Source organism: Rhodosalinus sp. K401, assembly GCF_041365735.1.
In the GTDB taxonomy this organism is placed as follows: domain Bacteria; phylum Pseudomonadota; class Alphaproteobacteria; order Rhodobacterales; family Rhodobacteraceae; genus Rhodosalinus.
This window is the reverse complement of the sequence record NZ_JBGFSI010000005.1, coordinates 47,360-73,642: the sequence shown is the minus strand read 5'-3', so window position 1 is coordinate 73,642 and position 26,283 is coordinate 47,360. Positions and strand designations below refer to the sequence as shown.

24 protein-coding genes are annotated in these 26,283 nt (G+C 69.5%); 16 read left to right on the top strand and 8 right to left on the bottom strand.

Annotated features, from left to right (window positions below):
- Positions 1–3: 3 nt before the first annotated feature.
- From uppS to lpxB, 11 genes are all read left to right on the top strand, one after another.
- Complete coding sequence (gene uppS, locus AB6A66_RS07815; RefSeq protein ID WP_371038432.1) at positions 4–738, top strand: polyprenyl diphosphate synthase; 735 nt, start codon at positions 4–6, stop codon at positions 736–738.
- Positions 735–1,529: a phosphatidate cytidylyltransferase gene (locus tag AB6A66_RS07810; RefSeq protein ID WP_371055452.1), complete on the top strand. Its 795-nt coding sequence runs from the start codon at positions 735–737 to the stop codon at positions 1,527–1,529. Before uppS ends, AB6A66_RS07810 begins: the two co-directional genes overlap by 4 nt.
- Positions 1,529–2,701: a 1-deoxy-D-xylulose-5-phosphate reductoisomerase gene (gene dxr, locus AB6A66_RS07805; RefSeq protein WP_371055451.1), complete on the top strand. Its 1,173-nt coding sequence runs from the start codon at positions 1,529–1,531 to the stop codon at positions 2,699–2,701. Before AB6A66_RS07810 ends, dxr begins: the two co-directional genes overlap by 1 nt.
- 10 nt (positions 2,702–2,711) lie before the next feature.
- Positions 2,712–4,055 carry an RIP metalloprotease RseP gene (rseP, locus tag AB6A66_RS07800; protein WP_371055450.1) on the top strand — a complete coding sequence of 448 codons (1,344 nt, stop codon included), beginning with the start codon at positions 2,712–2,714 and terminating at the stop codon, positions 4,053–4,055.
- Between the two features lie 108 nt (positions 4,056–4,163).
- A complete protein-coding gene (locus AB6A66_RS07795; protein ID WP_371038428.1) occupies positions 4,164–4,289 on the top strand; it encodes a hypothetical protein in 126 nt (41 codons plus the stop codon).
- A 170-nt stretch (positions 4,290–4,459) separates the two neighbouring features.
- The gene (gene bamA, locus AB6A66_RS07790; protein WP_371055449.1) at positions 4,460–6,811 is read left to right on the top strand and encodes an outer membrane protein assembly factor BamA; all 2,352 of its coding nucleotides are present in this window, start codon (positions 4,460–4,462) and stop codon (positions 6,809–6,811) included.
- Between the two features lie 4 nt (positions 6,812–6,815).
- On the top strand, positions 6,816–7,475 hold the full coding sequence (locus AB6A66_RS07785) for an OmpH family outer membrane protein (protein WP_371038426.1): 660 nt from the start codon (positions 6,816–6,818) through the stop codon (positions 7,473–7,475).
- Between the two features lie 61 nt (positions 7,476–7,536).
- Positions 7,537–8,004, top strand: a complete 468-nt coding sequence (fabZ, locus tag AB6A66_RS07780; RefSeq protein ID WP_371038425.1) for a 3-hydroxyacyl-ACP dehydratase FabZ — start codon at positions 7,537–7,539, stop codon at positions 8,002–8,004.
- Positions 8,004–8,801 (top strand): acyl-ACP--UDP-N-acetylglucosamine O-acyltransferase, encoded by a 798-nt coding sequence (lpxA, locus tag AB6A66_RS07775; protein WP_371055448.1) that lies wholly within the window; start codon positions 8,004–8,006, stop codon positions 8,799–8,801. Before fabZ ends, lpxA begins: the two co-directional genes overlap by 1 nt.
- Before the next feature lie 12 nt (positions 8,802–8,813).
- Positions 8,814–9,719, top strand: a complete 906-nt coding sequence (locus AB6A66_RS07770) for an LpxI family protein (RefSeq protein ID WP_371055447.1) — start codon at positions 8,814–8,816, stop codon at positions 9,717–9,719.
- Positions 9,719–10,873: a lipid-A-disaccharide synthase gene (gene lpxB / locus AB6A66_RS07765; protein WP_371055446.1), complete on the top strand. Its 1,155-nt coding sequence runs from the start codon at positions 9,719–9,721 to the stop codon at positions 10,871–10,873. The genes AB6A66_RS07770 and lpxB overlap by 1 nt, the downstream gene beginning before the upstream one ends.
- Positions 10,874–10,896: 23 nt before the next feature.
- Here lpxB and AB6A66_RS07760 read toward each other — a convergent pair whose 3' ends face one another.
- Entirely contained in the window at positions 10,897–11,484 is a 588-nt protein-coding gene (locus AB6A66_RS07760; protein ID WP_371055445.1) for an invasion associated locus B family protein, read from the bottom strand.
- Between the two features lie 418 nt (positions 11,485–11,902).
- Between AB6A66_RS07760 and AB6A66_RS07755 the strand changes: the two genes are divergently transcribed.
- Together AB6A66_RS07755 and AB6A66_RS07750 are read left to right on the top strand one after the other, a co-directional pair.
- Positions 11,903–13,450, top strand: coding sequence for a helicase HerA-like domain-containing protein (locus AB6A66_RS07755; RefSeq protein ID WP_371055444.1), 1,548 nt, complete (start codon positions 11,903–11,905; stop codon positions 13,448–13,450).
- 164 nt (positions 13,451–13,614) lie between these two features.
- Positions 13,615–15,273, top strand: coding sequence for an ABC transporter substrate-binding protein (locus AB6A66_RS07750; protein ID WP_371055443.1), 1,659 nt, complete (start codon positions 13,615–13,617; stop codon positions 15,271–15,273).
- Positions 15,274–15,344: 71 nt separating this feature from the next.
- Here the strand turns inward: AB6A66_RS07750 and AB6A66_RS07745 are convergent, their stop codons facing one another.
- The 5 genes from AB6A66_RS07745 to AB6A66_RS07725 form a co-directional block, all read right to left on the bottom strand.
- On the bottom strand, positions 15,345–16,649 hold the full coding sequence (locus AB6A66_RS07745; RefSeq protein ID WP_371055442.1) for a branched-chain amino acid ABC transporter permease: 1,305 nt from the start codon (positions 16,647–16,649) through the stop codon (positions 15,345–15,347).
- The gene (locus tag AB6A66_RS07740; RefSeq protein ID WP_371055441.1) at positions 16,646–17,656 is read right to left on the bottom strand and encodes a branched-chain amino acid ABC transporter permease; all 1,011 of its coding nucleotides are present in this window, start codon (positions 17,654–17,656) and stop codon (positions 16,646–16,648) included. The genes AB6A66_RS07745 and AB6A66_RS07740 overlap by 4 nt, the downstream gene beginning before the upstream one ends.
- Positions 17,657–17,659: 3 nt before the next feature.
- On the bottom strand, positions 17,660–18,484 hold the full coding sequence (locus AB6A66_RS07735; RefSeq protein WP_371038416.1) for an ABC transporter ATP-binding protein: 825 nt from the start codon (positions 18,482–18,484) through the stop codon (positions 17,660–17,662).
- Positions 18,481–19,269 carry an ABC transporter ATP-binding protein gene (locus AB6A66_RS07730; protein ID WP_371055440.1) on the bottom strand — a complete coding sequence of 263 codons (789 nt, stop codon included), beginning with the start codon at positions 19,267–19,269 and terminating at the stop codon, positions 18,481–18,483. Before AB6A66_RS07730 ends, AB6A66_RS07735 begins: the two co-directional genes overlap by 4 nt.
- Positions 19,270–19,371: 102 nt before the next feature.
- Positions 19,372–20,556 carry an ABC transporter substrate-binding protein gene (locus tag AB6A66_RS07725; RefSeq protein ID WP_371055439.1) on the bottom strand — a complete coding sequence of 395 codons (1,185 nt, stop codon included), beginning with the start codon at positions 20,554–20,556 and terminating at the stop codon, positions 19,372–19,374.
- Positions 20,557–20,712: 156 nt separating this feature from the next.
- On the opposite strand from AB6A66_RS07725, the gene AB6A66_RS07720 reads away from it, so the two are divergent.
- A complete protein-coding gene (locus tag AB6A66_RS07720; protein WP_371055438.1) occupies positions 20,713–21,825 on the top strand; it encodes a PQQ-dependent sugar dehydrogenase in 1,113 nt (370 codons plus the stop codon).
- A 40-nt stretch (positions 21,826–21,865) separates the two neighbouring features.
- On the opposite strand, the gene AB6A66_RS07715 is transcribed toward AB6A66_RS07720, so the two are convergent.
- The gene (locus tag AB6A66_RS07715; RefSeq protein WP_371038412.1) at positions 21,866–22,870 is read right to left on the bottom strand and encodes a GlxA family transcriptional regulator; all 1,005 of its coding nucleotides are present in this window, start codon (positions 22,868–22,870) and stop codon (positions 21,866–21,868) included.
- A 173-nt stretch (positions 22,871–23,043) separates the two neighbouring features.
- Here AB6A66_RS07715 and AB6A66_RS07710 point away from each other — a divergent pair, with 173 nt between their 5' ends.
- Positions 23,044–24,411 (top strand): class II 3-deoxy-7-phosphoheptulonate synthase, encoded by a 1,368-nt coding sequence (locus AB6A66_RS07710; RefSeq protein ID WP_371055437.1) that lies wholly within the window; start codon positions 23,044–23,046, stop codon positions 24,409–24,411.
- Between the two features lie 31 nt (positions 24,412–24,442).
- Here the strand turns inward: AB6A66_RS07710 and AB6A66_RS07705 are convergent, their stop codons facing one another.
- Entirely contained in the window at positions 24,443–25,168 is a 726-nt protein-coding gene (locus tag AB6A66_RS07705) for a PAS domain-containing protein (protein WP_371055436.1), read from the bottom strand.
- A gap of 220 nt (positions 25,169–25,388) precedes the next feature.
- On the opposite strand from AB6A66_RS07705, the gene AB6A66_RS07700 reads away from it, so the two are divergent.
- Positions 25,389–26,279 carry a YicC/YloC family endoribonuclease gene (locus AB6A66_RS07700; RefSeq protein ID WP_371055435.1) on the top strand — a complete coding sequence of 297 codons (891 nt, stop codon included), beginning with the start codon at positions 25,389–25,391 and terminating at the stop codon, positions 26,277–26,279.
- The last annotated feature ends 4 nt before the right edge of the window (positions 26,280–26,283 follow it).

Sequence of the window (26,283 nt, the reverse complement as noted above, 5' to 3'; positions counted from 1 at the left end):
CGCATGGCCGAGGACGCCGCAGACAGCGCCCTGATGCCGGGCCCGCACCACGTCGCCATCATCATGGACGGCAACGGCCGGTGGGCGACCATGCGCGGGCGCCCGCGCCTTTACGGGCACCACGCCGGCGCCCGCCGGGTGCGCGAGATCGTCGAGTCCTGCCCGCGTTACGGGGTGAAGTACCTGACGATTTTCGGGTTTTCCACGGAGAACTGGAAGCGGACCCAGATCGAGGTCTCGGGCCTGATGAACCTGTTTCGCGGCTACATCCGGCGCGAGGCGCGCGCGCTTCTGGCCAATGACGTGCGCGTGCGGTTCATCGGCGACCGGGTGCGGCTCGACGACAAGCTGGTCGAACTGATGGACGAGCTCGAGCTTCTGACCGCGGGCTGCGCCGGCACCAACCTGACCATCGCGCTGAATTACGGCGGGCGCGACGAGGTGGCCCGCGCCACGCGGCGGCTGGCCGAGGACGTCGCGGCGGGACGGCTGAAACCCGCGGACGTCGACGAGGAGACGCTGCCGCGATACCTCGACACCTGCGTCTTGCCTGATCCCGACCTGGTCATCCGCACCTCGGGCGAGGCGCGCATCTCCAACTTCCTGCTGTGGCAATCGGCCTATTCCGAATACGAGTTCATCGACACGCTCTGGCCGGATTTCACCGAGGCGGAGTTCGGGCGGCTGATCCGCGCCTTCGCCGCGCGGGATCGCCGTTTCGGCGCGGTGCGGGCATGAGCGGCACCGCCGGTATCTGGGACGACCTGTCCGTCCGGATCGGCACCGCCGCCGCGCTGGCCGCAGCCGGCGCGGTGGCGCTCTGGGCGGGGGGCGTGCTTTTCACGCTTCTGGTCTCGGTTCTCGCGGGCGGCATGACCTGGGAGCTTGCGCGCATGCTGGCGCCCGGTCGGCCGGGCACCGCCTCGGCGCTTGGCGCGGCCGCGGCGCTCGCGCTTGCCGCGGCGGCCACGGCGCTGCCGGGCTGGGCCACGGCGGCGCTGCTTCTCGCGCCGCCCGTCGCCATCCTTGCGCTTCTCGGCCCGCGTGGCCCGCTCGCGGCAGTGTTCACGCTGCTTTTCATGCTGGCCGGGGCGAGCCTGCTTCACTTGCGGGCCGATGGGGGCGCGATCGCGGTCTTCTGGCTCGTCGCTGTCGTCGTGGCGAGCGACGTGGCAGGCTATTTCGCCGGGCGGCGGCTCGGCGGGCCGAAGCTCTGGCCGCGGGTGAGCCCGAAGAAGACCTGGTCCGGCACGGTTGCCGGCTGGGCGGCCGCCGCGCTCGCGGGGCTGGCCTTCGCCGGGTCGACGGGCGCGGGGGCGGCGCTCGCCGCCGTCTCGGTCGCCGTCGCCGTCGCGGCGCAGGCCGGCGACATCGCCGAAAGCGCGCTGAAGCGCCATGTCGGCGTCAAGGACAGTTCCGCGCTCCTGCCGGGGCATGGCGGGCTCATGGACCGGTTCGACGCGATGATCGGCGCGGCGGTCATGGTCCTCGCCCTCAGGGCCCTGATGGCGCTTCCGGGGGGCTTGTGATGCGGCGGATCAGCGTTCTGGGCGCCACGGGCTCGATCGGGCAGAACACGCTCGATCTGGTAGCGCGCGCGCCCGGGGAATTCGATGTCGTGGCGCTCACCGGCGGGCGCAACGTCGCGCGGCTGGCCGAGGATGCGCGGCGGCTCGGGGCCGAGATCGCGGTGACGGCCCACGAGGATCTTCTGGAGGACCTGCGCGCCGCGCTTGCGGGCTCGGGCGTGGAGGCCGCCGCGGGGCAGGGCGCGCTGGTGGAGGCCGCGTCGCGGCCGGCGGACTGGGTGATGTCCGCCATCGTGGGCGCGGCGGGGCTTGCTCCCGGCCTTGCGGCGCTGGGGCAGGGCGCGACACTGGCGCTGGCCAACAAGGAAAGCATGGTCTGCGCCGGCCCGCTGGTGATGGCCACGGCGCAGCGGCACGGCGCGCGCGTCCTGCCGGTGGACAGCGAACACTCGGCAGTCTTCCAGGCGCTCGTGGGCGAGGACATGGCGGCGGTGGAGCGCGTCATCATCACCGCTTCGGGCGGCGCGTTCCGGGACTGGCCGCTCGAGCGGCTGGCCCACGCCACGCCTGCCGAAGCGGCGACGCATCCCAACTGGGACATGGGCCAGCGCATCACCATCGACAGCGCGTCGATGTTCAACAAGGCCCTAGAGGTCATTGAAACGAAGGAATTCTTCGGCATACCGCCCGAGCGGATCGAGGTCGTGATCCACCCGGAATCGCTCATCCATGCGCTGGTGGGCTTCGCGGACGGGGCGCTCATGGCGCATGTCGGCCCGCCCGACATGCGCCACGCCATCGGCTATGCGCTCAACTGGCCCGAGCGGCGCGCGCTGCCGGTCGCGCGGCTGGACCTGGCTGCGATCGGGCAGATGACCTTCCGGGCGCCGGATCTTGCGCGCTACCCGGCGCTGCGTCTCGCGCGCGACGTGATGGCGGCGGGCGGCCTTTCGGGCGCGGCCTTCAACGCGGCCAAGGAATGCGCGCTCGACGGGTTCCTCGCGGGGCGGATCGGCTTCACCGGCATGGCGGGCGTCGTCGAAGAGGTTCTCGACAGGGTTTGTGCCCGCCTTGGTCACAATGACGCCGCGATGGACCTTGATAAGGTGCTCGCGGCAGACCATCTCGCCCGGGATGAGGCCGAGAGGGTCATGACGGAACGAGCGGCATAGGGGCTGACACGTGGATTTCATCTCTCTCGTCCCGCAATTCGGCGGGCTTCTCTGGACACTTCTGGCCTTCGTGGTGGCGCTTTCGGTGATCGTGGCGATCCATGAGTACGGCCACTACATCGTCGGCCGCTGGACCGGGATCGAGGCGGAGGTCTTCTCGCTCGGGTTCGGCCCCGTGCTTTTCACGCGCATGGACCGGCGCGGGACGCGCTGGCAGATCGCAGCCTTGCCGCTTGGCGGATACGTCAAGTTCAAGGGCGACGCCAACGCGGCAAGCGGCACCGACCCCGAGAAACTGTCCCGGATGAACGAGGAAGAGAAGCGCCACACGATGGCCGGCGCGCCGCTCTGGGCGCGCTCGCTCACCGTGGCGGCGGGGCCCGCGTTCAACTTCGCGCTCTCGATCCTCATCTTCACCGGCGTCTTCATGCTGCGCGGCGCGCCGGTGGAGCCCCTCACGGTGGGCGAGATCCGCGAGCTTCCGGTGGCCGGCGCGCTGCAGGAGGGCGACGAGATCCTCGCGATCGCGGGCACGCCCCCGCCGGCCTTCGACACCCCCGAGGGGTTCCAGTCCTTCGCCGACAACGTGCCCCGCGAGGCGCTGATCGATTTCCGCGTGCGCCGCGACGGGTCGGACATGGTCGTGGAGGGGCCCTATCCCTATCCGCCCGTGGTCACGCAGGTGATACCGCGCTCGGCCGCCTTCGAGACCGGGTTGCGCGCCGGCGACGTCGTCACCGCCGTCGAGGGGGAGCCGATCGTCGCCTTCGAAGAGCTCAGGGAGGTCGTCGAAAGTTCCGACGGCGCGGAACTTTCGCTGACCGTCTGGCGCGCGGGCGAGACCATGGAGATGACCCTTGCGCCCAAGCGCATGGACGAGCCGCAACCCGACGGCGGCTTCATCACGCATTGGCGCATCGGAATCGTCGGCGGGCTGGCCTTTGAGCCGGCGACGGAAATCGTTGGCCCGGTGGAGGCCTTCACCTCGGGTGTCGCCCAGACCGCGACCATCATCCAGGGGTCGCTTTCCGGTCTGTGGCACATGATCACGGGGGCGATCTCGACCTGCAATCTGTCGGGGCCCGTGGGGATCGCCGAAACCTCGGGCGCCATGGCGGCCCAGGGCGCGACGAGCTTCATCTGGTTCATCGCGGTGCTGTCGACGGCGGTCGGGCTGCTCAACCTTTTCCCGATCCCGGTGCTGGATGGCGGTCACCTCGTCTTCTACGCCTACGAGGCCGTGGCCGGGCGTCCGCCGAGCGATCAGGCATTGCAGGTCCTGATGGGGGCCGGGTTGGTGCTGATCCTGGGGCTGATGGCGTTCGCGCTGACCAACGACATCTTCTGCCCCTGATCCCTGCGGTCGGGGCGGCCTGTTGAAAAGCCGCCCCGAAACGGTCCAACTCCTGCCAGATTTTCCTGATCTTCTGTGGAGGCTTGAAACCTTGCAAGGAGCGGACCCATGCACTTGCACAGCATCGATACGCGCGGGCTTGGCCTGCTTCTCAGACTCAGCTGGGATCGTCTGCTGTTCCCGGCGGCGATTCTTCTCGGCCTGATGCTGGGGGCGTTTCTCGCAACTCTCTGACAGCTCTGGACGGCGTGTTCGATGCCCCGCGCCGGCGCGTTCCGACGCCGGGCGCGCCCTTGCGGCAACGCTTGCGCCGGGCTGTCACCGAAACCGGTTCCGCGCTTTGACAACATCCCGCAATCGCTATACCCACAACTACCAAATGGGGCGTCTGGACGGGTGGCGGCATGAGCGTGACACGGGTGTTCGCTGTAAAGGGCGATAAAGCGACGGGCAGCGGCAGAATCCCCGCCCTCAAGGCGTCTATCGCGCTGCCTTTGACGCTTGCGGCCGCGCTTCTCGTCGCGCCGTTGCCGGCGGGCGCGCAGACCTACAGCTTCGCCTCGGTGACGATCGAGGGCAACCAGCGTATCGAGCCCGGCACGATCCTGAGCTACGCGGGGATCCCCCGCGGCGAGACCGTCACCGCCGGGGAGATCAACGCCGCCAATCGCCGCCTTCTTCAGACCGGTCTGTTCGAAAGCGTGGAAATCATCCCGCGGGGCAGCGAGCTCGTGATCGTGGTGGACGAATACCCGACGATCAACCGCATCGCCTTCGAGGGCAACCGCCGGCTCGACGACGAGGCGCTTGCGCAGGCCGTGGAATCGCAATCCCGCCGGGTCTACAGCCCCGTGCAGGCGGAACGCGACGCGGCGCGCATCGCCGAAGCCTACGCCGTCGACGGGCGCCTGGCCGCCACGGTGCGCCCCCGCCTGATCGAGCGCAGCGACAACCGCGTCGACCTCGTCTTCGAGATCTTCGAGGGCGGCGTGATCGAGATCGAGCGGATCGGGATCGTGGGCAACGAGGCCTATTCCGACCGCCGCCTGCGGCGGGTGCTGAGCACGAAGCAGGCGGGCCTTCTGCGCGCGATCATCCGCTCCGACATCTTCGTGGAAGACCGGATCCAGTTCGACCGGCAGCTCCTGAACGATTTCTACCAATCGCGGGGCTACGTCGATTTCCGCATCACGGCCGTCAACGCCGAGCTGTCGCAGGAGCGCGACGCCTATTTCGTGACCTTCAACGTCGAGGAGGGACAGCAGTTCCGGTTCGGTGAGTTGACCGTCTCGTCGGACCTGCCCGATGTCGATCCGGACCTGTTCCAGGCGGCGCTTCGGACACGCCCCGGCTCCGTTTATTCGCCGCTCGACGTCGAGCGCGACATCGCCCGGCTGGAGCGGCTCGCGGTGCAGGAGGGGCTCAACTTCGTGCGGGTCGAGCCGCGCGTCGTCCGCAACGACCGCGACCTGACGCTCGACATCGACTTCGCGCTCGTGCGCGGCGAACGCATCTTTGTCGAGCGTATCGACATCGAGGGCAATACCGCCACGCTCGACCGCGTGATCCGGCGGCAGTTCCGCGCGGTGGAGGGCGATCCGTTCAACCCGCGCGAGATCCGCCAGAGCGCCGAAAGGATCCGCGCGCTCGGGCTTTTCGCCGACGCCGAGGTGGAGGCCCGCGAGGGCAGTTCCGAGGATCAGGTCATCATCGACGTGAACGTCGAGGAGCAGCCGACCGGCTCGATCTCCTTCGGCGCCAGCTACTCCACGGAGGGCGGGCTGGGCGCGACCGTCGGCTTCCGCGAGCGCAACTTCCTGGGACGTGGGCAGAGCATCGGCTTCCAGCTGTCCACGACCGACGAGAACCAGGAATATTCCTTCACCTTCGGCGAGCCTGCCTTCCTGGGCCGCGACCTGCGCTTCGATCTCGAACTCTCCTACCGGGAAACGGACAGCTTCCTGTCCAGCTACGACACCGCGATCGGGCGGTTTCAGCCGTCCTTCACTTTCCCCGTCTCCGAGAATGGGCGGCTTCAGGTGCGCTACACCGCCGAAAGCTCGGACATCTCGCTCGACGATCCCTCCGCGGTCGGACCGCTCATCCAGGACGAGGCCGATCGCGGCGAGGTCTTCAACAGCTCCGTCGGCTACACCTACAGCTACGATACCCGCCGCACGGGGCTCGACCCGAACTCGGGCATCCTTCTGCAATTCGGCCAGGACTTCGCCGCGCTCGGCGGCGACGATACCTTCGTGCGCACCACGGCGCGGGCGGTGGCGCAGACCCGCATCCTACGCGAAGAAGTGACGCTGCGGGCCACGCTGGAAGGCGGCGTGCTGAACTACAGCGACGGGTCCAGCCGCGTGACCGACCGCTTCTTCCTCGGCCCCCGGCGCCTGCGCGGCTTCACCACCGACGGTATCGGCCCGCGCGAAGTGACGGCCACGACAGACGACGCGCTTGGCGGCGACAAATACGCCGTTGCGCGCTTGGAGGCCGAGTTTCCGCTCGGCCTGCCCGAGGAATACGGCATCTCGGGCGGCGTGTTCTACGACGTGGGGTCGCTCTGGGGGCTCGACACCAGCTCGCCGGATGTCCTCTACGAGGATTTCACGGTGCGGTCCGTCATCGGCGTCTCGATCTTCTGGGACACGCCGATCGGGCCGCTGCGGTTCAACATCTCGGAGCCGTTGCAGAAGAAACCCTTCGACGAGACGCAGAACTTCGATTTCACCATCCAGACCCAGTTCTGAGGTCATGGCCCGCGGGCTGAGCCGCTCCCTCGCCGCGCTGCTCGTGGCGGCGCTGGCCTGGGTGCCGTGGGCCGCGGCGCAGCAACAGCCCTTTTCGGCGCCCGCGCGTCTTCAGAGCCCGATCCTGACGGTGGAACCGGAGCGGCTTTTCGCGGAGTCTGCCTTCGGTCGGCGCGTGACCGAAGAGCTCGAGCGGCAAGGCGCGGACCTTGCCGCCGAGAACCGCCGCATCGAGACCGAACTCACCGCCGAGGAACAACGCCTCACCGAGCAGCGCGAGACGCTTGCGCCCGACGAGTTTCGCGCGCTGGCCGATGCGTTCGACGAGAAGGTGCAGCGCATCCGCCGGGAGCAGGACGGGAAGGCGCGGATGCTCTCGCTGCGCAACGAGGAGGCGCGCCGGGCGTTCCTGGCCGCCGCGCAACCGGTGCTGGAACGGCTGATGCGCGAGGCCGGAGCGGCGGTGATCCTCGAGCGTGGATCCATCTTCATGAGCGCGGAGGTGATCGACGTCACCGATCAGGCGATCGCGCGTATCGACGCGGAAATCGGTGACGGGCTCTCTGCCGATGACCCGGCCGCGCCGTCCCTGCCCGAGGCGCCGCCGCCCGGGGACACGGCCGAGACGCCGTCCGCTCCCGGCGCCGACGGCGACCGCGACTAGCCCAGCTTGTCCCGCCACGCCCCCCTTGCTAGGGGAGGAACAAATCGCCCGGGGAGAGAGAATGACCGAGCTCGCGACTGCCGACATCCAGCTAATCCAGCGCATCCTGCCGCACCGCTACCCGTTCCTCCTGGTGGACCGGGTCGTGGAGATCGACGGGACCAGTTCGGCGCTCGGGCTGAAGAACGTCACCATGAACGAGCCGCATTTCCAGGGCCATTTTCCCGGCCAGCCGATCATGCCCGGCGTCACGATCATCGAGGCGATGGCGCAGACGGCGGCGGTGATGGTGGGCACGTCGCTCGACCTCGCGGACAAGGAAATGCTTATCTATTTCATGGGGATCGACAAGTGCAAGTTCCGGCGCAAGGTCGTGCCCGGCGACGTTGTGGAAATGCGCCTGCGCACGCTGCGCGGCCGGCCCGGCGGCAAGGTCTGGAAATTCGAGGGCCGCGCCGAGGTGGCGGGCGAACTGGCCGCCGAGGCCGAGTTCTCGGCCATGATGGACATCGAGGGGAGCGCGGGCTGATGTCGATCTCGCCCGAGGCGCGCGTCCATCCCTCCGCCGTGGTGGAAGAGGGCGCGGTGATCGCCGCCGGCTGCGCGATCGGACCGTTCTGCCATGTCGGCCCCGAGGTGCGCCTCGCCGAGGGGGTGGAGCTGAAGTCCCATGTCGTCGTCACGGGCGACACGCGCATCGGCGCCGGGACGTCGATCTTTCCCTTTGCCGTGATCGGCGAGATCCCGCAGGACCTGAAGTTCAAGGGCGAGCGCACGCGGCTCGAGATCGGGGCGCGGAACCGGATCCGCGAGCATGTCACCATGAACGCCGGCACCGAGGGCGGCGGAGGCGTCACGCGGGTGGGCGACGACGGGCTTTTCATGGCCGGCGCCCACGTCGCCCATGACGTCCAGGTGGGCGACCGGGTGATCCTCGTGAACCATGCCGCGCTCGCCGGGCATTGCGTGCTCGAGGACGACGTGATCGTGGGCGGGCTTTCGGGCGTGCACCAGTGGGTGCGCATCGGCCAGGGCGCGATCATCGGCGCGGTCACCATGGTGACGAACGACGTCATCCCCTACGGCCTGGTGCAGGCGCCGCGGGGCAGGCTCGACGGGCTGAACCTGGTCGGGCTGAAGCGCCGCGGCGTGTCGCGCGACGACATCACCGCGCTGCGGGCCGCGTTCCAGATGCTCGCGCAGGGCGAAGGCGCGTTCCAGGACCGCGCGCGCCGGCTGGGCGACGAAACCGCGAGCGACTATGTCCGCCAGATCGTGGATTTCGTCCTGGCCGGCAGTGACCGGTCCTTCCTGACACCGGGCTGAGAGGGCGCGAGGATGCTGGCACTGATCGCGGGGGAGGGGGCGCTGCCCCGGGCCGTGGCGGAGGCGCAGGCAGAGCGCCCGCTGGTCTGCGCGCTGGAGGGTTTTCCGCCCGACGGGATCGCCGCCGACATCACCTTCCGGCTGGAACATCTCGGCACGCTGCTGGAAACGCTCCGGGACAGGGGCGTGACGCAGGTCTGTTTCTGCGGCGCGATCCGCCGTCCGCGCATGGACCCCGCGGCCATCGACGCGGCGACGATGCCGCTCGTGCCCGTCATGATGGAGGCGCTCGGCCGCGGCGATGACGGGGCGCTGCGCGGCGCGGTGGCGATCTTCGAGGCGCAGGGCTTCACCGTGCTCGGCGCCCACGAGGCCGCGCCGTCGCTTCTGCCCGAGGCGGGTGTCCCGACGCGGTCGCGCCCCGCCCCCGGCACCGAGGCCGAGGCGCAGATCGGTGCGCGCGTCGTGGCCGAAATGGCCGCGGCGGATGTGGGCCAGGCCTGCGTCGTGGCCGGAGAGCACGAGATCGCGCGCGAAGGGCCGGACGGCACCGACGCCATGCTGGCGCGGCTCGCGCGGCCGATCCCGCCGCACACCTCCGAGGCCGTCGATCCGCTGAGCTGGGGCGCCGACGTGGTGGGCGACGCGCTCGGCGTGGCGGCCGACTGGCTGGGCGGCGAGGACGGGCGCCCGCCCGGCGCGCGGGCCGGCATCCTCTACAAGGTGCCGAAGCCGCACCAGGATCGGCGGGTGGATCTGCCCACCATCGGCCCGGCCACGGCCGAGGGCGCGCTGCGCGCGGGCCTTTCCGGCATCGTGATCGAGGCCGACGGCGTGCTGGTGCTGGAGCGCGACCGGGTCGTGGAGATCCTCGACGCGGCGGGGCTGTTCCTCTGGGTGCGCGAAAGGGCCGCCTGATGCGCGTCTTCGTGACTGCCGGGGAGCCCTCGGGCGACCGGCTCGGGGCCGCGCTGATGGACGGTCTGCGCGAGCTTGTGCCGGAGGTGCGCTTCGAGGGGATCGGGGGCGAGGGTATGCTCGCCCGCGGGCTGCAAAGCCTCTTTCCCATGGACGAGATCTCGATCATGGGGATCGTCGAGATCCTGTCGCAATACCGCCAGCTGAAACGTCGCATCCGCGAGACCGCCGAGGCCGTCGTTGCCGCGAAGCCTGACGTGCTGGTCACGATCGACCTGCCCGAGTTCAGCCTGCGCGTGGCGAAGCTCGTCAAGGAGATGAGCGATATCCGCGTGGTCCACTATGTCGCGCCCACGGTCTGGGCGTGGCGGCCGGGCCGGGCCGCGAAGATGGCCGCCCATGTCGACCAGGTGCTTGCCCTCTTCCCGTTCGAGCCGCCTTACATGGAAGCTGCGGGCATGCGCTGCGATTTCGTGGGCCACCCGGTCGTGACCGACCCGCAGGCCACGCTTGCGGAGGCCGCGGAATTCCGTACCCGCCACGGCATCGGCGCGGCGCCCTTGCTTCTGGTGCTGCCCGGCTCGCGCAGAAGCGAAGTGGCGCGGCTCGCGCCCGTCTTCGGCGAGGTGCTGCGGCGCGTGACCGCAGCGCGGCCCGGCACGCGCCTCGTGGTCCCCGCCGCGGGCGCGGTCGCCGAGATGGCCGCCGCGACCGTGCGGGACTGGCCGGGCGCGCCGGTGTTGCTCGACCCCCGCCGCTCGGACGATCCGGCGGCGGAGAAACGTGCGGCCTTCGCGGCGGCGGACGCGGCCCTGGCCGCCTCGGGCACGGTGTCGCTGGAACTGGCCGCCGCCGATACGCCAATGGTCGTGGCCTATGACATGGGCCTTGTCTCGCGCGCCATCATCCAGCGCATGCTGGTCACCGACTCCGTCAACCTCGTGAACCTCGTCTCCGAGACCCGGGTGGTGCCGGAATTCATCGGCACGCAGTGCAGGCCCGGGCCGATCGCCGACGCGCTTTGCACCGTGCTCGACGATCCCGAACCGCAGCGCGCGGCCATGGCGGTGACGATGGACCGGCTCGGCCGCGGCGGCCCCCCGCCGGGGCGCCGCGCGGCGCGCGCCGTTCTGGAGGGGCTCGGCGCCGCCTGAGCGGCGGCGCGCGCCCTGGGGACTCAGTTGTCGATGGCGGGCAGCGCGTCGAAGCTTGCCGTGAACCCCGACAGCGACATCTCGACCGACACGGTCTGGTCCGGCGCCTGGAAGGGCACGATCGAGAGCGTCGCCGCCGCGCCCCGCTTGAAGGCGGCGACGTCCGCCTCGGTAAAGCCGATGCGCGCGTAGCATCCGACCTGGGTGCAGACCGAGAACGGGTAGCGCTTGGCCTCGCCCGCATCGACAGAGATGCGCAACTGCTCCGTCAGAAGCGTTTCCAGCGGCACCACGACCGTCGCGCCGGCGACCGCGCGCCCGCCCTCGGGCAGGCGGAAGAGGCTGATCTCGGCAACCGCGTTGTCGTTGGGATCCATCAGAAGCTGGTACATCGTGCAGGGATCTTCCTGCCCCTCGGTGCGCACGCACTGCACTTCCCAGGCCTCGTTCGTCGCGGCGACATAGGTCTGCCCGGCGTCGGACTCCCCGAGGCTCAGGTCGGCGCCGGGCTGGGCGCTCTCGCCGCCGGCGTCCGCGTCCTCCTGGGCGGCCAGCGGCGCGGCGAGCGCCATGAAGGCCAGGAAGGGCAGGGTGCGGAAGTAGTCTGGCATGAAGGGATTCCCGTGTTGCGTCGATTTCTGCGTCGGCGCATAGCACGCTCCCCGAGCCCTGTCAGGGGGCATCGCGGGCCGCCCGGCTCCACGGCGCGGATTTCCGCAACCTGCCCGCCCACGCGAAAAGGGGCCCGAAGGCCCCTTCCCAGTTCACTCCCCGTCGGACTGGCCGACTTAGTCATTGGTGGGGACGCTACGAAGTAACCGGGCTTCCGTCAACAGGCAATCCAGGGCGGGAAAACGTTCCAAGGAAATGAAAAAAGCCGCGCCCGAGGGCGCGGCCAGTCTGACAGGGAGGAAGTCCGCCGAAGCCCCGGGGGAGCCAGGGCCTCGAACACTTCCCACTATGCGGGGGAATGGTTAAGACACTGTGGCCGCAAATGACAGTTTTCGGGGCAGCGGAGGTGAGGGCGCCATGGGAGGAAAGATCTTCATGGGCGGCGGCGGGGCGGGGCACGCCGTGCGGCAGTATCTCGATCTCGGCTATGCGAACCGTCACGGGCTCGTGGCCGGGGCCACCGGCACCGGCAAGACCGTGACGCTTCAGATCATGGCGGAAGGGTTCTCGGCGGCGGGCGTGCCGGTCTTCCTCGCCGATGTGAAGGGCGATCTGGCGGGGCTTTCGCAGGCGGGCTCCGAGACGACGAAGCTGCACGGCGCCTTCACCGAGCGTGCCGCGACGATCGGGTTTTCCGACTACCGCTACGAGGCCTTCCCGGTGACGTTCTGGGACCTTTACGGCGAGAAGGGCCATCCGGTCCGCACCACCATGGCCGAGATGGGGCCGCTGCTGCTGTCGCGGCTTCTTGACCTCTCGGACGTGCAGGAAGGGGTGCTGAACATCGCCTTCCGCCTGGCCGACGAGGAGGGGCTGCCGCTTCTCGATCTCGAGGACCTGCGATCGCTTCTGGTCTTCGTGGGCGAGAACCGGGCCGCGCTCTCGCTGCGCTACGGCAACGTCGCGCCGGCCTCCATCGGGGCGATCCAGCGGCGGCTTCTGGGGCTCGAGGATCAGGGCGGCGCGCAGCTTTTCGGCGAACCCGCGCTGGACCTCGCGGAGCTGATGCGGGTGGATGCGGACGGGCGCGGGCGGATCTCGATCCTGACGGCCGACCGGCTGATGCGCGCGCCCCGGCTTTACGCGACCTTCCTGCTCTGGCTTCTGTCGGAGCTCTTCGAGGAACTGCCCGAGGTCGGCGACCCCGAGAAGCCGCGCCTCGTCTTCTTCTTCGACGAGGCCCATCTGCTGTTCGACGACGCCCCCCGCGCGCTGGTCGATAAGGTGGAGCAGGTGGCGCGGCTCATCCGGTCGAAGGGCGTGGGCGTCTATTTCGTGACCCAGAACCCCGACGACATCCCGGAGGACATCCTGGGCCAGCTCGGCAACCGGGTGCAGCACGCGCTGCGCGCCTTCACCGCGCGGGACAGGCGCGCGCTCCGGCACGCGGCGGAGACCTACCGCGAAAACCCGGCCTTCGACACCGCCACCGCGATCCGCGAGGTGGGCGTGGGCGAGGCGGTCACGTCGTTTCTGGAAAGGAAGGGTGTGCCCGGCATGGTGGAGCGCACCCTGATCCGGCCGCCATCCTCGCGCCTCGGCACCATCACGGAGGTCGAGCGCGCCGCGACGATCGCCGCGTCGCCGGTGGCCGGGCGCTACGACAGGGCGGTCGACCGCCCCTCGGCGCACGAGATGCTGGCCGCGCGCGCCGCAGCCGCGGCGGCGGAGGCGGAGGCGGCCGAGAGCGCCGCGGAGCGGGAGGACGCGCAGACGCGCGAGTTCAACGCCGCGCGACGCTACAAGGGCGGCGGGGTGAGCCGCTCCACCTCGCGTCCCGCCCGGCGGGCCGCGCCGGACACGCTGGGCGAGGCGCTGCACCGCGCAATGATCGACGAGCTTTCGGGCACCAGCGGCCGGCGCATCGTGCGTGGCCTGCTGGGCGGGCTCTTTCGGGGCCGCTGAGGCGCGCCAGCGCTTGCACCCGACCGGCGATTTCTGCTTAGCTATCCACGCATCGCCTTTCGTCCGACATGTTGGTCGGGCCGCAGCCGAAAACCATGTGCGATGCCCGCGCCCCGAGGGGCGCATTCCCCGATTTTTCGTCAATGACCCGGAGGTCTTGTGCCATGATGCACACCACGTCCCGTTCCGTTCATCCCGCAGCGCACATGCACGCGCGGGAGGTTGCGGAAGGCAAGCTCTCACGCCGCGAGTTCCTGACCCGCGCCACCGCGCTCGGCGTGGCCGCGCCGACGGCCTACGCGCTCCTGGGCCTCGATGCGCCGGCGGCCGCCCAGCCGGCGGTGCAGGAGGGCGGCACGCTCCGCATCGAGAGCACGGTCAAGGCGCTGAAGGATCCGCGAAGCTACGACTGGCCGCAGATGTCGAACTTCACCCGCGGATGGCTCGAATACCTTGTCGAGTATAACCGCGACGGCACGTTCCGCGGGATTCTGCTGGAAGACTGGGAGGTGAACGAGGACGCCACCGAATACACGCTCCGCGTCCGCCCCGGCGTGACCTGGAACGACGGCAGCGCCTTCACCGCAGAGGATGTGGCCTTCAACATCCGCCGCTGGGCCGAACGCAATGTCGAGGGCAATTCGATGGCCAGCCGCGTCTCTTCGCTGATCGACGACGAGACCGGCGAGGCGCGCGACGGCGCGGTCGAGGTGGTGGACGAGCTGACCGTGCGGCTCAACCTCCAGACGCCGGACATCACGCTCATCGCGGGCTTCTCGGACTACCCCGCGGCCATCGTCCCGCAGGATTTTTCCGGCGATCCGCTGGATCCCCCCAAGGGTACCGGCCCCTACCTGCCCGAGGAATTCCAGGTGGGCATACGGGCCGTGATGGTGAAGAACGAGGACCACGACTGGTGGGGCAAGGGGGTCATCGGCGAGGCGGCCCTCGACCGGATCGAATACATCGATTTCGGCACCGACCAGTCCTCCATCGTCGCCGCGGCGGACTCCGGCGAGGTCGACATGCTGTATGAAAGCCTGGGCGACTTCATCGAGATCCTCGACGCGATCGGCTGGGTGAAATCCGAGGCGGTGACGGCGAACACGCTGGTGATCCGGCCGAACCAGCAGGCCGTGGTGGACGGGGTCGCGCCCTATGGCGATGCGCGCGTGCGGCGCGCGCTCGCGCTCGCGGTGGACAACAGCGTGTGCCTGTCGCTCGGCTATTCCGACCGGGGCACGGTGGCTGAAAACCATCACGTCTGCCCGATCCACCCCGAATACGCGGATATCGGTCCCTCGACCCATGATCCCGCCGCGGCCGCCGCGCTGATGGAAGAGGCGGGGATGATGGATTACGAGCATGAGCTCATCTCCATCGACGACGACTGGCGCCGCAACACCTCCGACGCGGCGGCGGCACAGCTGCGCGACGCGGGGATCAAGGTCCGGCGCACGATCCTGCCGGGCAGCACGTTCTGGAACGACTGGGCGAAGTATCCGTTCTCCACCACGGACTGGGCGCAGCGCCCGCTCGGCGTGCAGGTGCTCGCGCTGGCCTACCGGTCGGAAGAGCCGTGGAACGAGTCGGGCTTTTCGAACGCCGAGTTCGACGCGGCCCTCGCCGAGGCGCTGTCGATCGCGGATGCCGAGACCCGGCGCGAGACGATGGCGAAGCTCGAGACGATCATGCGCGACGAGGGCGTCATCATCCAGCCCTACTGGCGCTCGACCTTCCGCCATTACCGTGAAGGCGTCGTGGGGGCAGAGCAGCACCCCACCTTCGAGATCCACGTCTACAAGCTGGGCCTCGCCGCCTGACATCGGCCTGGCGTCACCATGCCAAGGCAACCCGCAACGCCCGGACCGATCGGTCCGGGCGTTCGCGTTGCTCAGCGCTCCGGCAGCAGGCCCCGCGGCGCGAAGCGCAGCATCACCAGCATGACGACCCCCATGGTCAGCAGCCGCATATGCGCCACGCTGTCCATCAGATGCGCGCGGACCGGGCTCGTCTCGTCCATGCCGGAGGTCACCGACTCCATCACGAACTGGCCCATCGGCTCCACCTGCACCCACAGGAACCAGATCACGAAGCCGCCCAGCACGGCCCCGAAATTGTTGCCCGAGCCGCCCACGATCACCATCACCCAGATCAGGAAGGTGAAGCGCAGCGGCTGGTAGCTTCCGGGCGTGAGCTGGCTGTCGAGCGTTGTCATCATCGCCCCGGCCACCCCGCAGATCGCGCTGCCCAGCACGAAGACCTGCAGGTGGCGGCGGGTCACGTCCTTGCCCATGGCGCGGGCGGCCGTCTCGTTGTCGCGGATCGCGCGCATCATCCGGCCCCAGGGCGAGTTGAGCGCGAGCTGCGCCAGCACGAGCAGGATCACCAGCACCACGGCGAAGAGCCCCCCGTAAAGCAGCTTCACGTAAAGCGAGGAGGCCGTCGTCGGATCGAGGCCCATCGACATGGCGCGGTCGACGAAGCCGGGATCGTTCTGCAGGTCGATCTCGTAGGGCACCGGGCGGGGCAGGCCGATCACGTTCTTGACGCCGCGGGCCAGCCAGTCCTCGTTCTTCAGGATGGCGATGACGATTTCCGCGATGCCCAGCGTCGCGATGGCAAGGTAGTCCGAGCGCAGCCCCAGCGCCGTCTTGCCGATGAGCCAGGCCGCGCCCGCAGCAAGCAGACCGCCCGCGGGCCATGCGAGCAGGACCGGAAGACCCAGCCCGCCGAGATAGCCGGTGGCGGCCGGGTTCACCGCCTCCACCGCCTCCTTCGCCGGATCGAAGATCCCGCGATAGACGAAGAATGAGACGATCAGGATCGCGAAGACGGTGAAGGCGCGGAGTTGCCCCGGCTTCATCCGCTGCCATGCCAGCACCGCCGCGGCGACCGCCGCCGCCGCGAAGGCGAGCGCGCCGAGGATGCGCAGGCCCCCCGCCGCCCATGCCTCGCCCACCGGCGGCATGGAGACCAGAACCGCAGCCAGCCCGCCAAGCGCCACGAACCCCATCACGCCCACGTTGAAGAGCCCGGCGAAGCCCCATTGCAGGTTCACGCCGAGCGCCATGACGGCCGAGACGAGCCCCATGTTGAGGATGATGAGCGCGCTGTTCCAGCTTTGCACGAATCCGGTGCCGAGGATGAGCACGGCCACCCCAAGGAACATCGCCACGGTGCGTGTCGTGTCGCTCATACCGCTTTCCCCCTGAAGAGGCCCGTGGGCCGGAACAACAGAACGATCACCAGGATCACGAAACTGACCGCGAACTTGTAGTCCACGACCAGAAGCTGGACGAGCCCGTCGGGCGCCAGCGGCTCGGGCAGGAGGTAGCCCAGCACCTTCTTCCAGGCATAGGTGATCATCACCTCCGAGAAGGCGATGATGTAGCCCCCCGCGATCGCGCCCACCGGGCTGCCGAGACCGCCCACGATGGCGGCGGCGAAGATCGGCAGGAGAAGCTGGAAGTAGGTGAAGGGCTTGAAGGACTTGTCGAGCCCGTAAAGCGTGCCCGCCACCGTGGCGAGCGCCGCCACGAGGAGCCAGGTGACCATCACCACGCGCTCGGGGTTGATGCCCGACAGAAGCGCGAGGTCCTCGTTGTCGGAATAGGCCCGCATGGACTTGCCGGTGCGGGTGTGGTTCAGGAACCAGAAGAGCGCCGCCACGACGACGATGGCGGTGACCACCGTGATGCCCTGGCTCGTGCGGATGGCGAGCCCCTCGTCGAGGCCCGTCATGTCGCGGAAGTCGCGCGCCGAGATGATGAAACGCGCCCCGTCGGCGAAGCGCTGGTCGTCGGGGCCGATGACGAAGCGGGTGAGCCCGTTGTAGACGAACATCACCCCCATGGAGACGATCACGAGGATCACCGGCGTCACCCGCTGCGCCCGGTAGAAGCGGTAGATCACCCTGTCCGTGGCGAGCACCAGCGCCGCGCAGGCGGCGATGCCGAAGGGCAGGGCGAGAAGCGCCGTGGGCAGCGGGCCAAGGCTCACGCCCAGCCCTTGCAGCCACCAGGTGGCAAGGATCACCCCCATCGTGCCGAAGGCCATGGTGTCGCCATGGGCGAAGTTCGAGAAGCGCAGGATGCCGTAGATCAGCGTCACCCCCAGCGCGCCCAGGGCGAGCTGGCTGCCATAGGCGATGGCGGGCACCAGGACGAAGTTGGAGAGCGCCACGAGCGCGTTCAGGAAGTCCATCGTTCAGCCCCCCAGGAAACTGCGCCGCACCTCGGGATCGGCGAGAAGCTCCTCGCCGGTCCCGGTATAGGCGTTCCGGCCCTGCACCAGCACGTAGCCGCGATCGGCGATGGCGAGCGCCTGGCGGGCGTTCTGCTCCACCATCAGGATGCTGATCCCGGTGCGCGCCACCTCGATGATGCGGTCGAAGAGCTCGTCCATCACGATGGGCGAGACGCCCGCCGTGGGCTCGTCGAGCATCAGCACCTTGGGCTCGGTCATGAGCGCGCGGCCCACCGCGACCTGCTGGCGCTGCCCGCCCGAGAGCTCTCCGGCGGGCTGGCGGCGCTTCTCCTTCAGGATGGGGAAAAGCTCGTAGACCTGTTCCATGGTGCCCGAATAGTCGTCCGTGCGGATGAAGGCACCCATCTCCAGGTTCTCTTCCACGGTCATCGAGGTGAAGATGTTGGCGTTCTGCGGCACGAAGCCCATGCCCCGGCGCACCCGCGCCTGCGGCGTCAGCCGCGTGATGTCCTCGCCGTCGAGCCGGACGGAGCCCGTGTGGATGTCAAGCATCCCGAAGACGGCCTTCATCGCGGTGGACTTGCCCGCGCCGTTGGGGCCCACGATCACCGCGATCTGGCCCTTGTCCACGGAGATGGTGCAGTCGTGCAGGATGTCCGCGCCGCGCCCGTAGCCGCCGGTCATCCCGTCCCCGATCAGGAAGGCGTCGCGGCTGTGGACCGGGGTGGCGCCACGGTTGTCGGCCACGTCCGAACCGACGGGCTCGGCAGTCTTCGTGATCGAGCGGTCGCGGTTGCCGCGTCCGTCATAGCCCGCGCCGCTCATGCCTGCGCCCCCGCGGCGGCCTTGTTCTTGAGGCCGGTGCCCAGGTAGGCCTCGATCACCCGCTCGTCGGCCTTGATCTCGTCGAGCGTGCCCTCTGCCAGCACCTTGCCCTCTGCCATGCAGATGACCGGCTCGCAGATGCGGCCGATGAAATCCATGTCGTGCTCGATCACCACGAAGGTATAGCCGCGCTCGGCGTTCAGCCGCTCGATCGCGTCGGCGATGGTGTTGAGAAGCGTGCGGTTCACGCCGGCCCCTACCTCGTCGAGGAAGACGATCTTCGCCTCAACCATCATCGTGCGGCCGAGCTCGAGAAGCTTCTTCTGCCCGCCGGACAGGTTGCCCGCGCGCTCGTCGGCGAGGTGGTCGATCGTCAGGAAGGCGAGTACCTCGTCGGCCTTTTCGCGCAGCGCACGCTCTTCCGCGGCGATGCGGCCGCGACGGAACCAGGTGTTCCAGAGCGCCTCGCCCGACTGCCCGCCCGGCACCATCATCAGGTTCTCGCGCACGGTCATGGAATGGAACTCGTGGGCGATCTGGAAGGTGCGCAGAAGCCCCTTGTGGAAAAGGACATGCGGCGGCAGCCCGGTGATGTCCTCGCCGTCCATCGTCACGCGCCCGGACGTCGGAGAAAGAACGCCTGCGATCACATTGAAAAGGGTGGTCTTTCCGGCCCCGTTCGGCCCGATGAGCCCGGTGATGGACCCCGGGCGGATCCCCAGCGACGCGCCGTCGACGGCGTGAAAGCCGCCGAAGTGCTTGTGCAGGTTCTCGACCTTGATCATGGGAGGTGCCCCTCCGGCCGCGCGGTCGCGGCTCTCGCGTTATTGGAACAGCCCGGAAGCGGAGGCTCCCGGGCTGTCCGTCCGGTTATCAGGCTTTTCGGCTCAGCGGAACTGTACCGTTTCGTAATCGCCGTCGGTCACGGTGTATTCGCGGTAGGTGCCCGCGGCCTCGCCGGGGCCGATCAGCTCCACCGCCGACGCGCCGACATAGTCCACCTCGCCGCCGTCGGCCAGGATCTGCAGACCCTTGGCCAGCTCGCCGGGCAGGATCGGCTCGCCCGGTGCGTTGGCCACATCCATCAGGTTCGCGGCCACGGCCTCGGCGGTCGCCGCGCCGCCGGCCTGCATGGCCAGCGCGATGAGCGCCGCGGCGTCGTAGGATTCGCGGGTGAAGGAGCTTTCGCCGTTGATGCCCGCGGCCTCGGTGATCGCGTTGAAGGCTTCGGTGCCCTCGCCCTCGGCCCACGGCACCGCGCCGAAGGAACCTTCCATGTCCCGGCCGAGATCGTCCATCAGGCTGTCGGCGAACATGCCGTCGCCCATCATGAAGGTGTCGAAGGCACCCGAGTCGAGCGCGGCCTGGATCACGCCCTTGCCGCCCTGGTCGGCGTAGCCCAGCACCGCGAGCACCTCGCCGCCCGCGGAGGCGAGCGCCCCCACCTCGGCCGAGTAGTCGGCCTTGCCGTCCTCGTGGGGCGCGGCCAGCGTGATGGTGCCGCCCGCCTCCTCGAAGGCCGCGGCGAAGGCGTCGGCGAGGCCCTTGCCGTAATCGTTGTTGGTGTAGGTGACCGCGACCTCGGTGATGTCCTTGTCGGCCAGAATGTCGGCGAGGACCTGGCCCTGCCGCGCGTCGGAGGGCGCGGTGCGGAAGAACAGGCCGTTGTCTTCCGCCGTGGAAAGCGCGGGCGAGGTGGCCGAGGGCGAGACCATCGGGATGCCGTTGGCCACGGCCACGTTGGACAGGATCGCGCCGGTCACGCCCGAACAATCGGCGCCCATGATCGCCACCACGCCGTCGGTGGTGATGAGGCGCTCTGCCGCGGCGGTGGCGGCGGCGCTGTCGATGCAGGTCGAGTCCGCGCGCACCGGCACGAGGGTGTGGCCGCCGAGGAAGGCGCCGCTCTCGTTGACCTCGGTCATCGCCAATTCGGCGCTTTCCGCCATGTGAGGGGTGAGCGATTCGATCGGCCCGGTGAAGCCCAGGATCACGCCGATCGGAACATCCTCGGCTGCAGCCGCGCCCGCGGCCAGCGCCGCGGCGGCCGTCGCCATCACAAGCTTTTTCATGTCCGTCTCCCTTGCTGGACCAGTTTGTCCGCGCGCAATCTAGGGACCCTGAAACCAAAAGGAAAGCGGGATCGGCGAGGCGCCCGCCGCCGCGACGACCGGTTGGTCCCGGCGCCGGGCGCGCCTATATCCTCGCGGGCAGGACAGGAGGCTCCCATGCGTCGGACAATCGCCCTTTCCCTCGCCCTCGCTCTGGGCCTCGCGGCCCATGCCGGTGCGGAACGCACCGACACCGCGGCCGGCCCCGCCGACATCACCCTCGTGGCGGACGGGTTCGCAACGCCCTGGTCATTCGATTTCCTGCCGGGCGGCGCGTTCGTGGTGAGCGAGCGCGAGGGGCGGCTCTGGATCATCGGTGCGGACGGAACCCGCCGCGAGGTGACGGGCCTGCCGGAGATCGCGGTGACGGGGCAGGGCGGGCTCCTCGACGTGATGGTGCCGCGTGATTTCGCCCAGACGCGCGAGCTTCTTTTCACCTACGCGGCGCCGCAGCGGGGCGGCGCGGGCACGGCCGTGGGCGCCGGGCGGCTTTCCGAGGACGGCACGCGGCTCGAGGACGTGCGGACGCTGTTCGAGCTTACGCCGGGCAGCAGCGGCGGGCGGCATTTCGGTTCGCGTCTCGTCGAGGCGACCGACGGGCACATCTTCGTGACCGTGGGCGATCGGGGGGACCGGCCCTCGGCCCAGGATCTGTCCGTCGAGAACGGCTCGGTCCTCCGCATCGCGCGCGACGGCAGCATTCCGGCCGACAACCCGTTCGTCTCGGTCGAGGGCGCGCAGCCCGAGATCTGGTCCTATGGCCACCGGAACCCGCAAGGCGCGTCGCTCGACCTCGACGGCACTCTCTGGGTGCACGAGCACGGCGCGCGTGGCGGGGACGAGATCAACCGCATCGAACCCGGCGCCAATTACGGCTGGCCGGTGATTTCCTACGGGCGGCATTACTCGGGCGCGAAGATCGGCGAGGGCACGTCGAAGCCGGGCATGGAACAGCCCGAATTCTACTGGGATCCCTCCATCGCGCCGTCGGGCATGGCCATCTATTCCGGCGCGCTCTGGCCGGAATGGCGCGGGCACATCTTCGCGGGCTCGCTCAATTCGGACTTCCTGGTGCGGGTGGGCGGCCGCCCACCCGCCGAGGCGGAGCGCATCGCCACGCCCCAGACGCGGCGCGTCCGCGACGTGACCGAAGGCCCCGACGGCGCGATCTGGTTCATTTCCGAGGCGAACGGCGCCATCTACCGCATGACGCCCGCGCCGGGGGAGTGATCCCGGCAAGGGTGCGTGCCGGGCACGCGCCTCAACGGTTTCAGATCGACAGGCGCGCCGCGTGGGTGCCGCGCTCGCGGTAGGGCGTGGTGTCGTAATGCGCCCGGTAGCATTTCGAGAAATGCGAGGGCGAGGCGAAACCGCAGGCCAGCGCCACGTTGATCACGCTCATGTCGGTCTGCATCAGCAGGTTGCGCGCCTTCTGGAGGCGCAATTCCATGTAGTAGCGCTTGGGCGAGCGATTGAGGTAGCGCCGGAACAGCCGCTCGAGCTGCCGGGTCGACATGCCGACCTCGCGCGCGAGGAGCGCGGGGCTGATCGGCTCCTCGATGTTGGCCTCCATCATCTGGATGACCTGGCTGAGCTTGGGGTGGCGCACGCCGATCCTGGTGGGGATCGACAGGCGCGGGGTGTCCTGATCGGTGCGGATCGAGGAGTAGATCAGCTGGTCCGCGACCGCGTTGGCCAGTTCCTCGCCGTGATCGTTGGCGATGAGCTTGAGCATCAGGTCGATGGACGCGGTGCCGCCCGCCGTCGTCATGCGGTTGCCGTCGATCACGAAGATCGACTTCGTGAGCGCGACCTCGTCGAACTCCTCGGCGAAGCTGTCCTGGTTCTCCCAGTGGATCGTGGCGCGCTTGCCATCGAGAAGCCCCGCCGTGGCGAGCGTGTAGCTCGCCGTGCAGAGCCCGCCTACGGGCAGGCCCTTGCGCGCCTCCCGGCGCAACCAGTTGAGCAGCCGCCGTGTCGTCGCGTCGCGCACGTCGAGGCCGCCGCAGATCATCACGGTGTCGTCGCGCGAGAGTTCCTCCAGATCGCCCTCGAGCCGGAAGCTGATGCCGGCCGAGCAGGTCACCGCCTCTCCACCTTCGCCGATCACCTTCCAGCTGTAGAGCGTTCGGTTGGCCATGCGGTTGGCGATGCGCAGGCAGTCCACCGCCGAGGAAAAACAGTGCAGCGAGAAATTCTCGAGCGGGACGAAGACGAACCGCCGCGGTTTCGCGGGAACGGTTTCAATCGCAACTATTTGGCGGGACGTCTGCATGATGGCGCTTCGGCTGGTTGGCTGGCGCGACAGCGACTGTCGCGTTCGTCGGTCCAATTGGCCGGTTTCGCGAGCGAGCGTCAAGAGAGGCCCGCCGGATTTCGTCACTGGCCTTGGTGTCACCGGGCATGTAAGTATCCCCAACTGCGATGCAAGCGACGTGGAGAGAGACCATGGCGGACTGGCGGAAATCCGGCTGGCGCGAGAAGCCCCGGGTGCAGATGCCCGACTACACCGATCCCGAGGCGCTGGCCGCGGTGGAGGCGCAGCTCGCGAAATATCCGCCGCTCGTCTTCGCGGGAGAGGCGCGGCGCCTGAAGGCCCAGCTCGGCGCCGCGGCCCGCGGCGAGGCGTTCCTGCTCCAAGGCGGCGACTGCGCCGAGAGCTTCGAGCAGTTCAGCGCCGATCTCATCCGCGACACCTTCAAGGTGATGCTGCAGATGGCCGTCGTGCTGACTTATGCCGCGCGTGTGCCGGTGGTGAAGGTGGGCCGGATGGCCGGCCAGTTCGCCAAGCCGCGCTCCGCGCCGGTCGAGGTGCAGGACGGGGTGGAGCTGCCCTCCTACCGCGGTGACATCGTCAACGAGCTTGCCTTCACGCCCGAGGCGCGGGTGCCCGATCCGCAGAAGATGCTTCAGGCCTACACGCAGGCCGCGGCCACGCTGAACCTGTTGCGCGCCTTCTCGACCGGCGGCTACGCGGACGTGCACCAGGTGCACCAGTGGACCCTTGGCTTCACGGAGTCGGAGAAGTCCGCGAAATACCGCGATATGGCCGCCAGGATTTCCGACGCGCTCGATTTCATGAGCGCCGCGGGCGTGAGCAGCGACCAGGCGCACACGCTGCACACGGTGGATTTCTACACCAGCCACGAGGCGCTGCTGCTGGAATACGAGGAGGCGCTCTGCCGCCAGGATTCGACCTCCGGCAACTGGCTTGCCGGCTCCGGCCACATGATCTGGATCGGCGACCGCACCCGCCAGCCCGACGGCGCGCATGTCGAGTTCGCGCGCGGCGTGCTGAACCCGGTCGGGCTCAAGTGCGGCCCGACGATGACCGACGACGATCTCAAGCGGCTCCTGTGGACGCTCAACCCCGAGAACGAACCCGGCAAGCTGACGCTGATCGCGCGCTTCGGCGCGGGCAAGGTGGGCGAGCACCTGCCGCGCCTCGTCCGGACGGTGGAGGAAGAGGGCGCCAAGGTACTCTGGGTTTGCGACCCGATGCACGGCAACACCATCAAGTCGGCCTCGGGCTACAAGACGCGCCCCTTCGACGCGGTGCTGCGCGAAGTGCGGGAGTTCTTTGGCGTGCACGCGACCGAAGGCACCGTCCCCGGCGGGGTGCATTTCGAGATGACGGGCCAGGACGTGACGGAGTGCACGGGCGGCGTGCGCGCGGTGACGGAAAGTGATCTGTCTTCCCGTTATCACACCGCCTGCGATCCGCGGCTGAACGCGAGCCAGTCGCTCGAACTGGCCTTCCTCGTCTCCGAGGAGCTGACCCGCCTGCGCGACCCGGAGCGCGTGCGCGCGGTCTGACGCGGCCTTGGGTGCCCGCGCCGGCCCGCTCTCAGTCCTCGCGCTCTGTCTTGACGAGCCGCAGATGCGGTGCGCCGTGGCGGCGCGGCGGCGGGGTGTAGGCGCCCGCGTCTTCCGACAGGCCGTGACCGTCCGCATCCGGCGGGGCGGCTTCGGTCCACGCGTCCGGCGCGGCGGGCGCGGGATCGCCCTCGCGGGGCAGGGGCGTTCCCCCCAGAAGCGGCTCCAGCTCGGTGTCGGCGATGTCGAAGCGCCGGGGCGCGCGGCCGATCCCGCCATCGGCCTCCAGGCTGCCGAGCACGCGGCTCGGCTCTCCGAGGTCGCTTTCGAGGGGCAGCAGCCTGAGCTGCGCGTCGAGCCGGGGCCGCCCGAACCCGGCGGCGGACACCAGCGTGACGGTTGCCATGGCCGGCGTGTCCAGCACGCGCGCGAGGACGTCGACCAGGGCGGGCCGGGCAGCGGCCGAGAAGAAGCTCGACAGCGGCATGCCGCGCACCTCCATGCCCATGAGGTCGCTCAGATGGCTGCCGGCCACGCGAAGCCGGACATGGCCCGGTGCGATGCGTTCTCCGATGAAGGCGTAATCGAGGGCGTCCTCGATGCCGCGCGGGTCGATCTCGGCCCGGGCGGGCATGACACGAGGCCCGCGCAGGGCCTGCCAGTAGCTTTCGACGATCCCGCCCGCCCGAAACCGTCTTGCCGCGAGAAAACGCTCCATCGAGATCACGTCGCCCGTCTTGCAGTCGTCGCCCGGCATGGCTCCTCCACGGTCGTCCGGAGCGCCGCCAGCGTTCCGGTAAGCTTGTGGTCATAAAGGTTTCCAGAACCTTAACATGCCATGTTTCGACGAAAATTCCCTGCAAATTTGACTCGATTGGTTAACCCCTTCGCGGCGCACCCGTCGCCGCCGTCCGGACGGGGTTGCTCCCGGGCACCGAATTGCCGTAGCTCCGGCGCAGGACGGGCAGGAGGGGTGGATGATACGCTCCATGACAGGCTTCGCCACGGGGCGGGGCGCGGGCGAGGGCCAGGAATGGACCTGGGAGCTTCGCGGCGTGAACGCGCGCGGGCTCGACCTGCGCCTGCGCGTGCCCGACTGGATCGAGGGGCTGGAGCCCGCGCTGCGCGCCCGTCTTTCGGCCGCCATGGCCCGGGGCAGCGTGACGCTCGCGCTTCGGATCGCGCCTGCGCCGGGCCGGGCGGCGGCCCCCGCGCTCGACGCGGCGCGCCTCGACGCGGCGCTCGCCGCGCTGGCCGAGGTGGAGGCGCGGGCGCGGGAGACGGGCGTCGACCTCGCACCCGCGAACGCCGCCCAGGTCCTCGCCCTGCGCGGCGTGATGGCCGAGCCCGCGCCGGAAAGCGCCGGGCCCGGGCTGCGCCAGACCCTGCTGGCCGATTTCGAGGCGGTGCTGGACGCCTTCCTGGCGATGCGCGCGGCCGAGGGGCGGGAGCTCGAGACGGTGTTGCGCCGGGAGATCGACGAGATCGCGCGGCTGACGGAGGCCGCCGCGGGCGCGGCCGAAGCCCGGCGCGAGGACGCGGCGCGCGGCCTGAAGGACGCGCTCGCCCGCGTCGCCGAGGCGGTGGATGTGGACGAGGGGCGCGTCGCGCAGGAGCTCGCGCTCCTCGCGGTCAAGGCGGACATCACCGAGGAACTCGACCGCCTGCGCGCCCATGTGGCCGCGGCGCGCGCCCTTCTGGACGAGGACGCGCCCGCCGGCCGCCGGCTGGATTTCCTGACGCAGGAATTCAACCGAGAGGCGAACACCGTCTGCTCCAAGTCGGGTCACCCGGACCTCACCCGCATCGGGCTCGAACTGAAGGCGGTGATCGACCGGATGCGCGAGCAGGTCCAGAACGTGGAGTGAACGA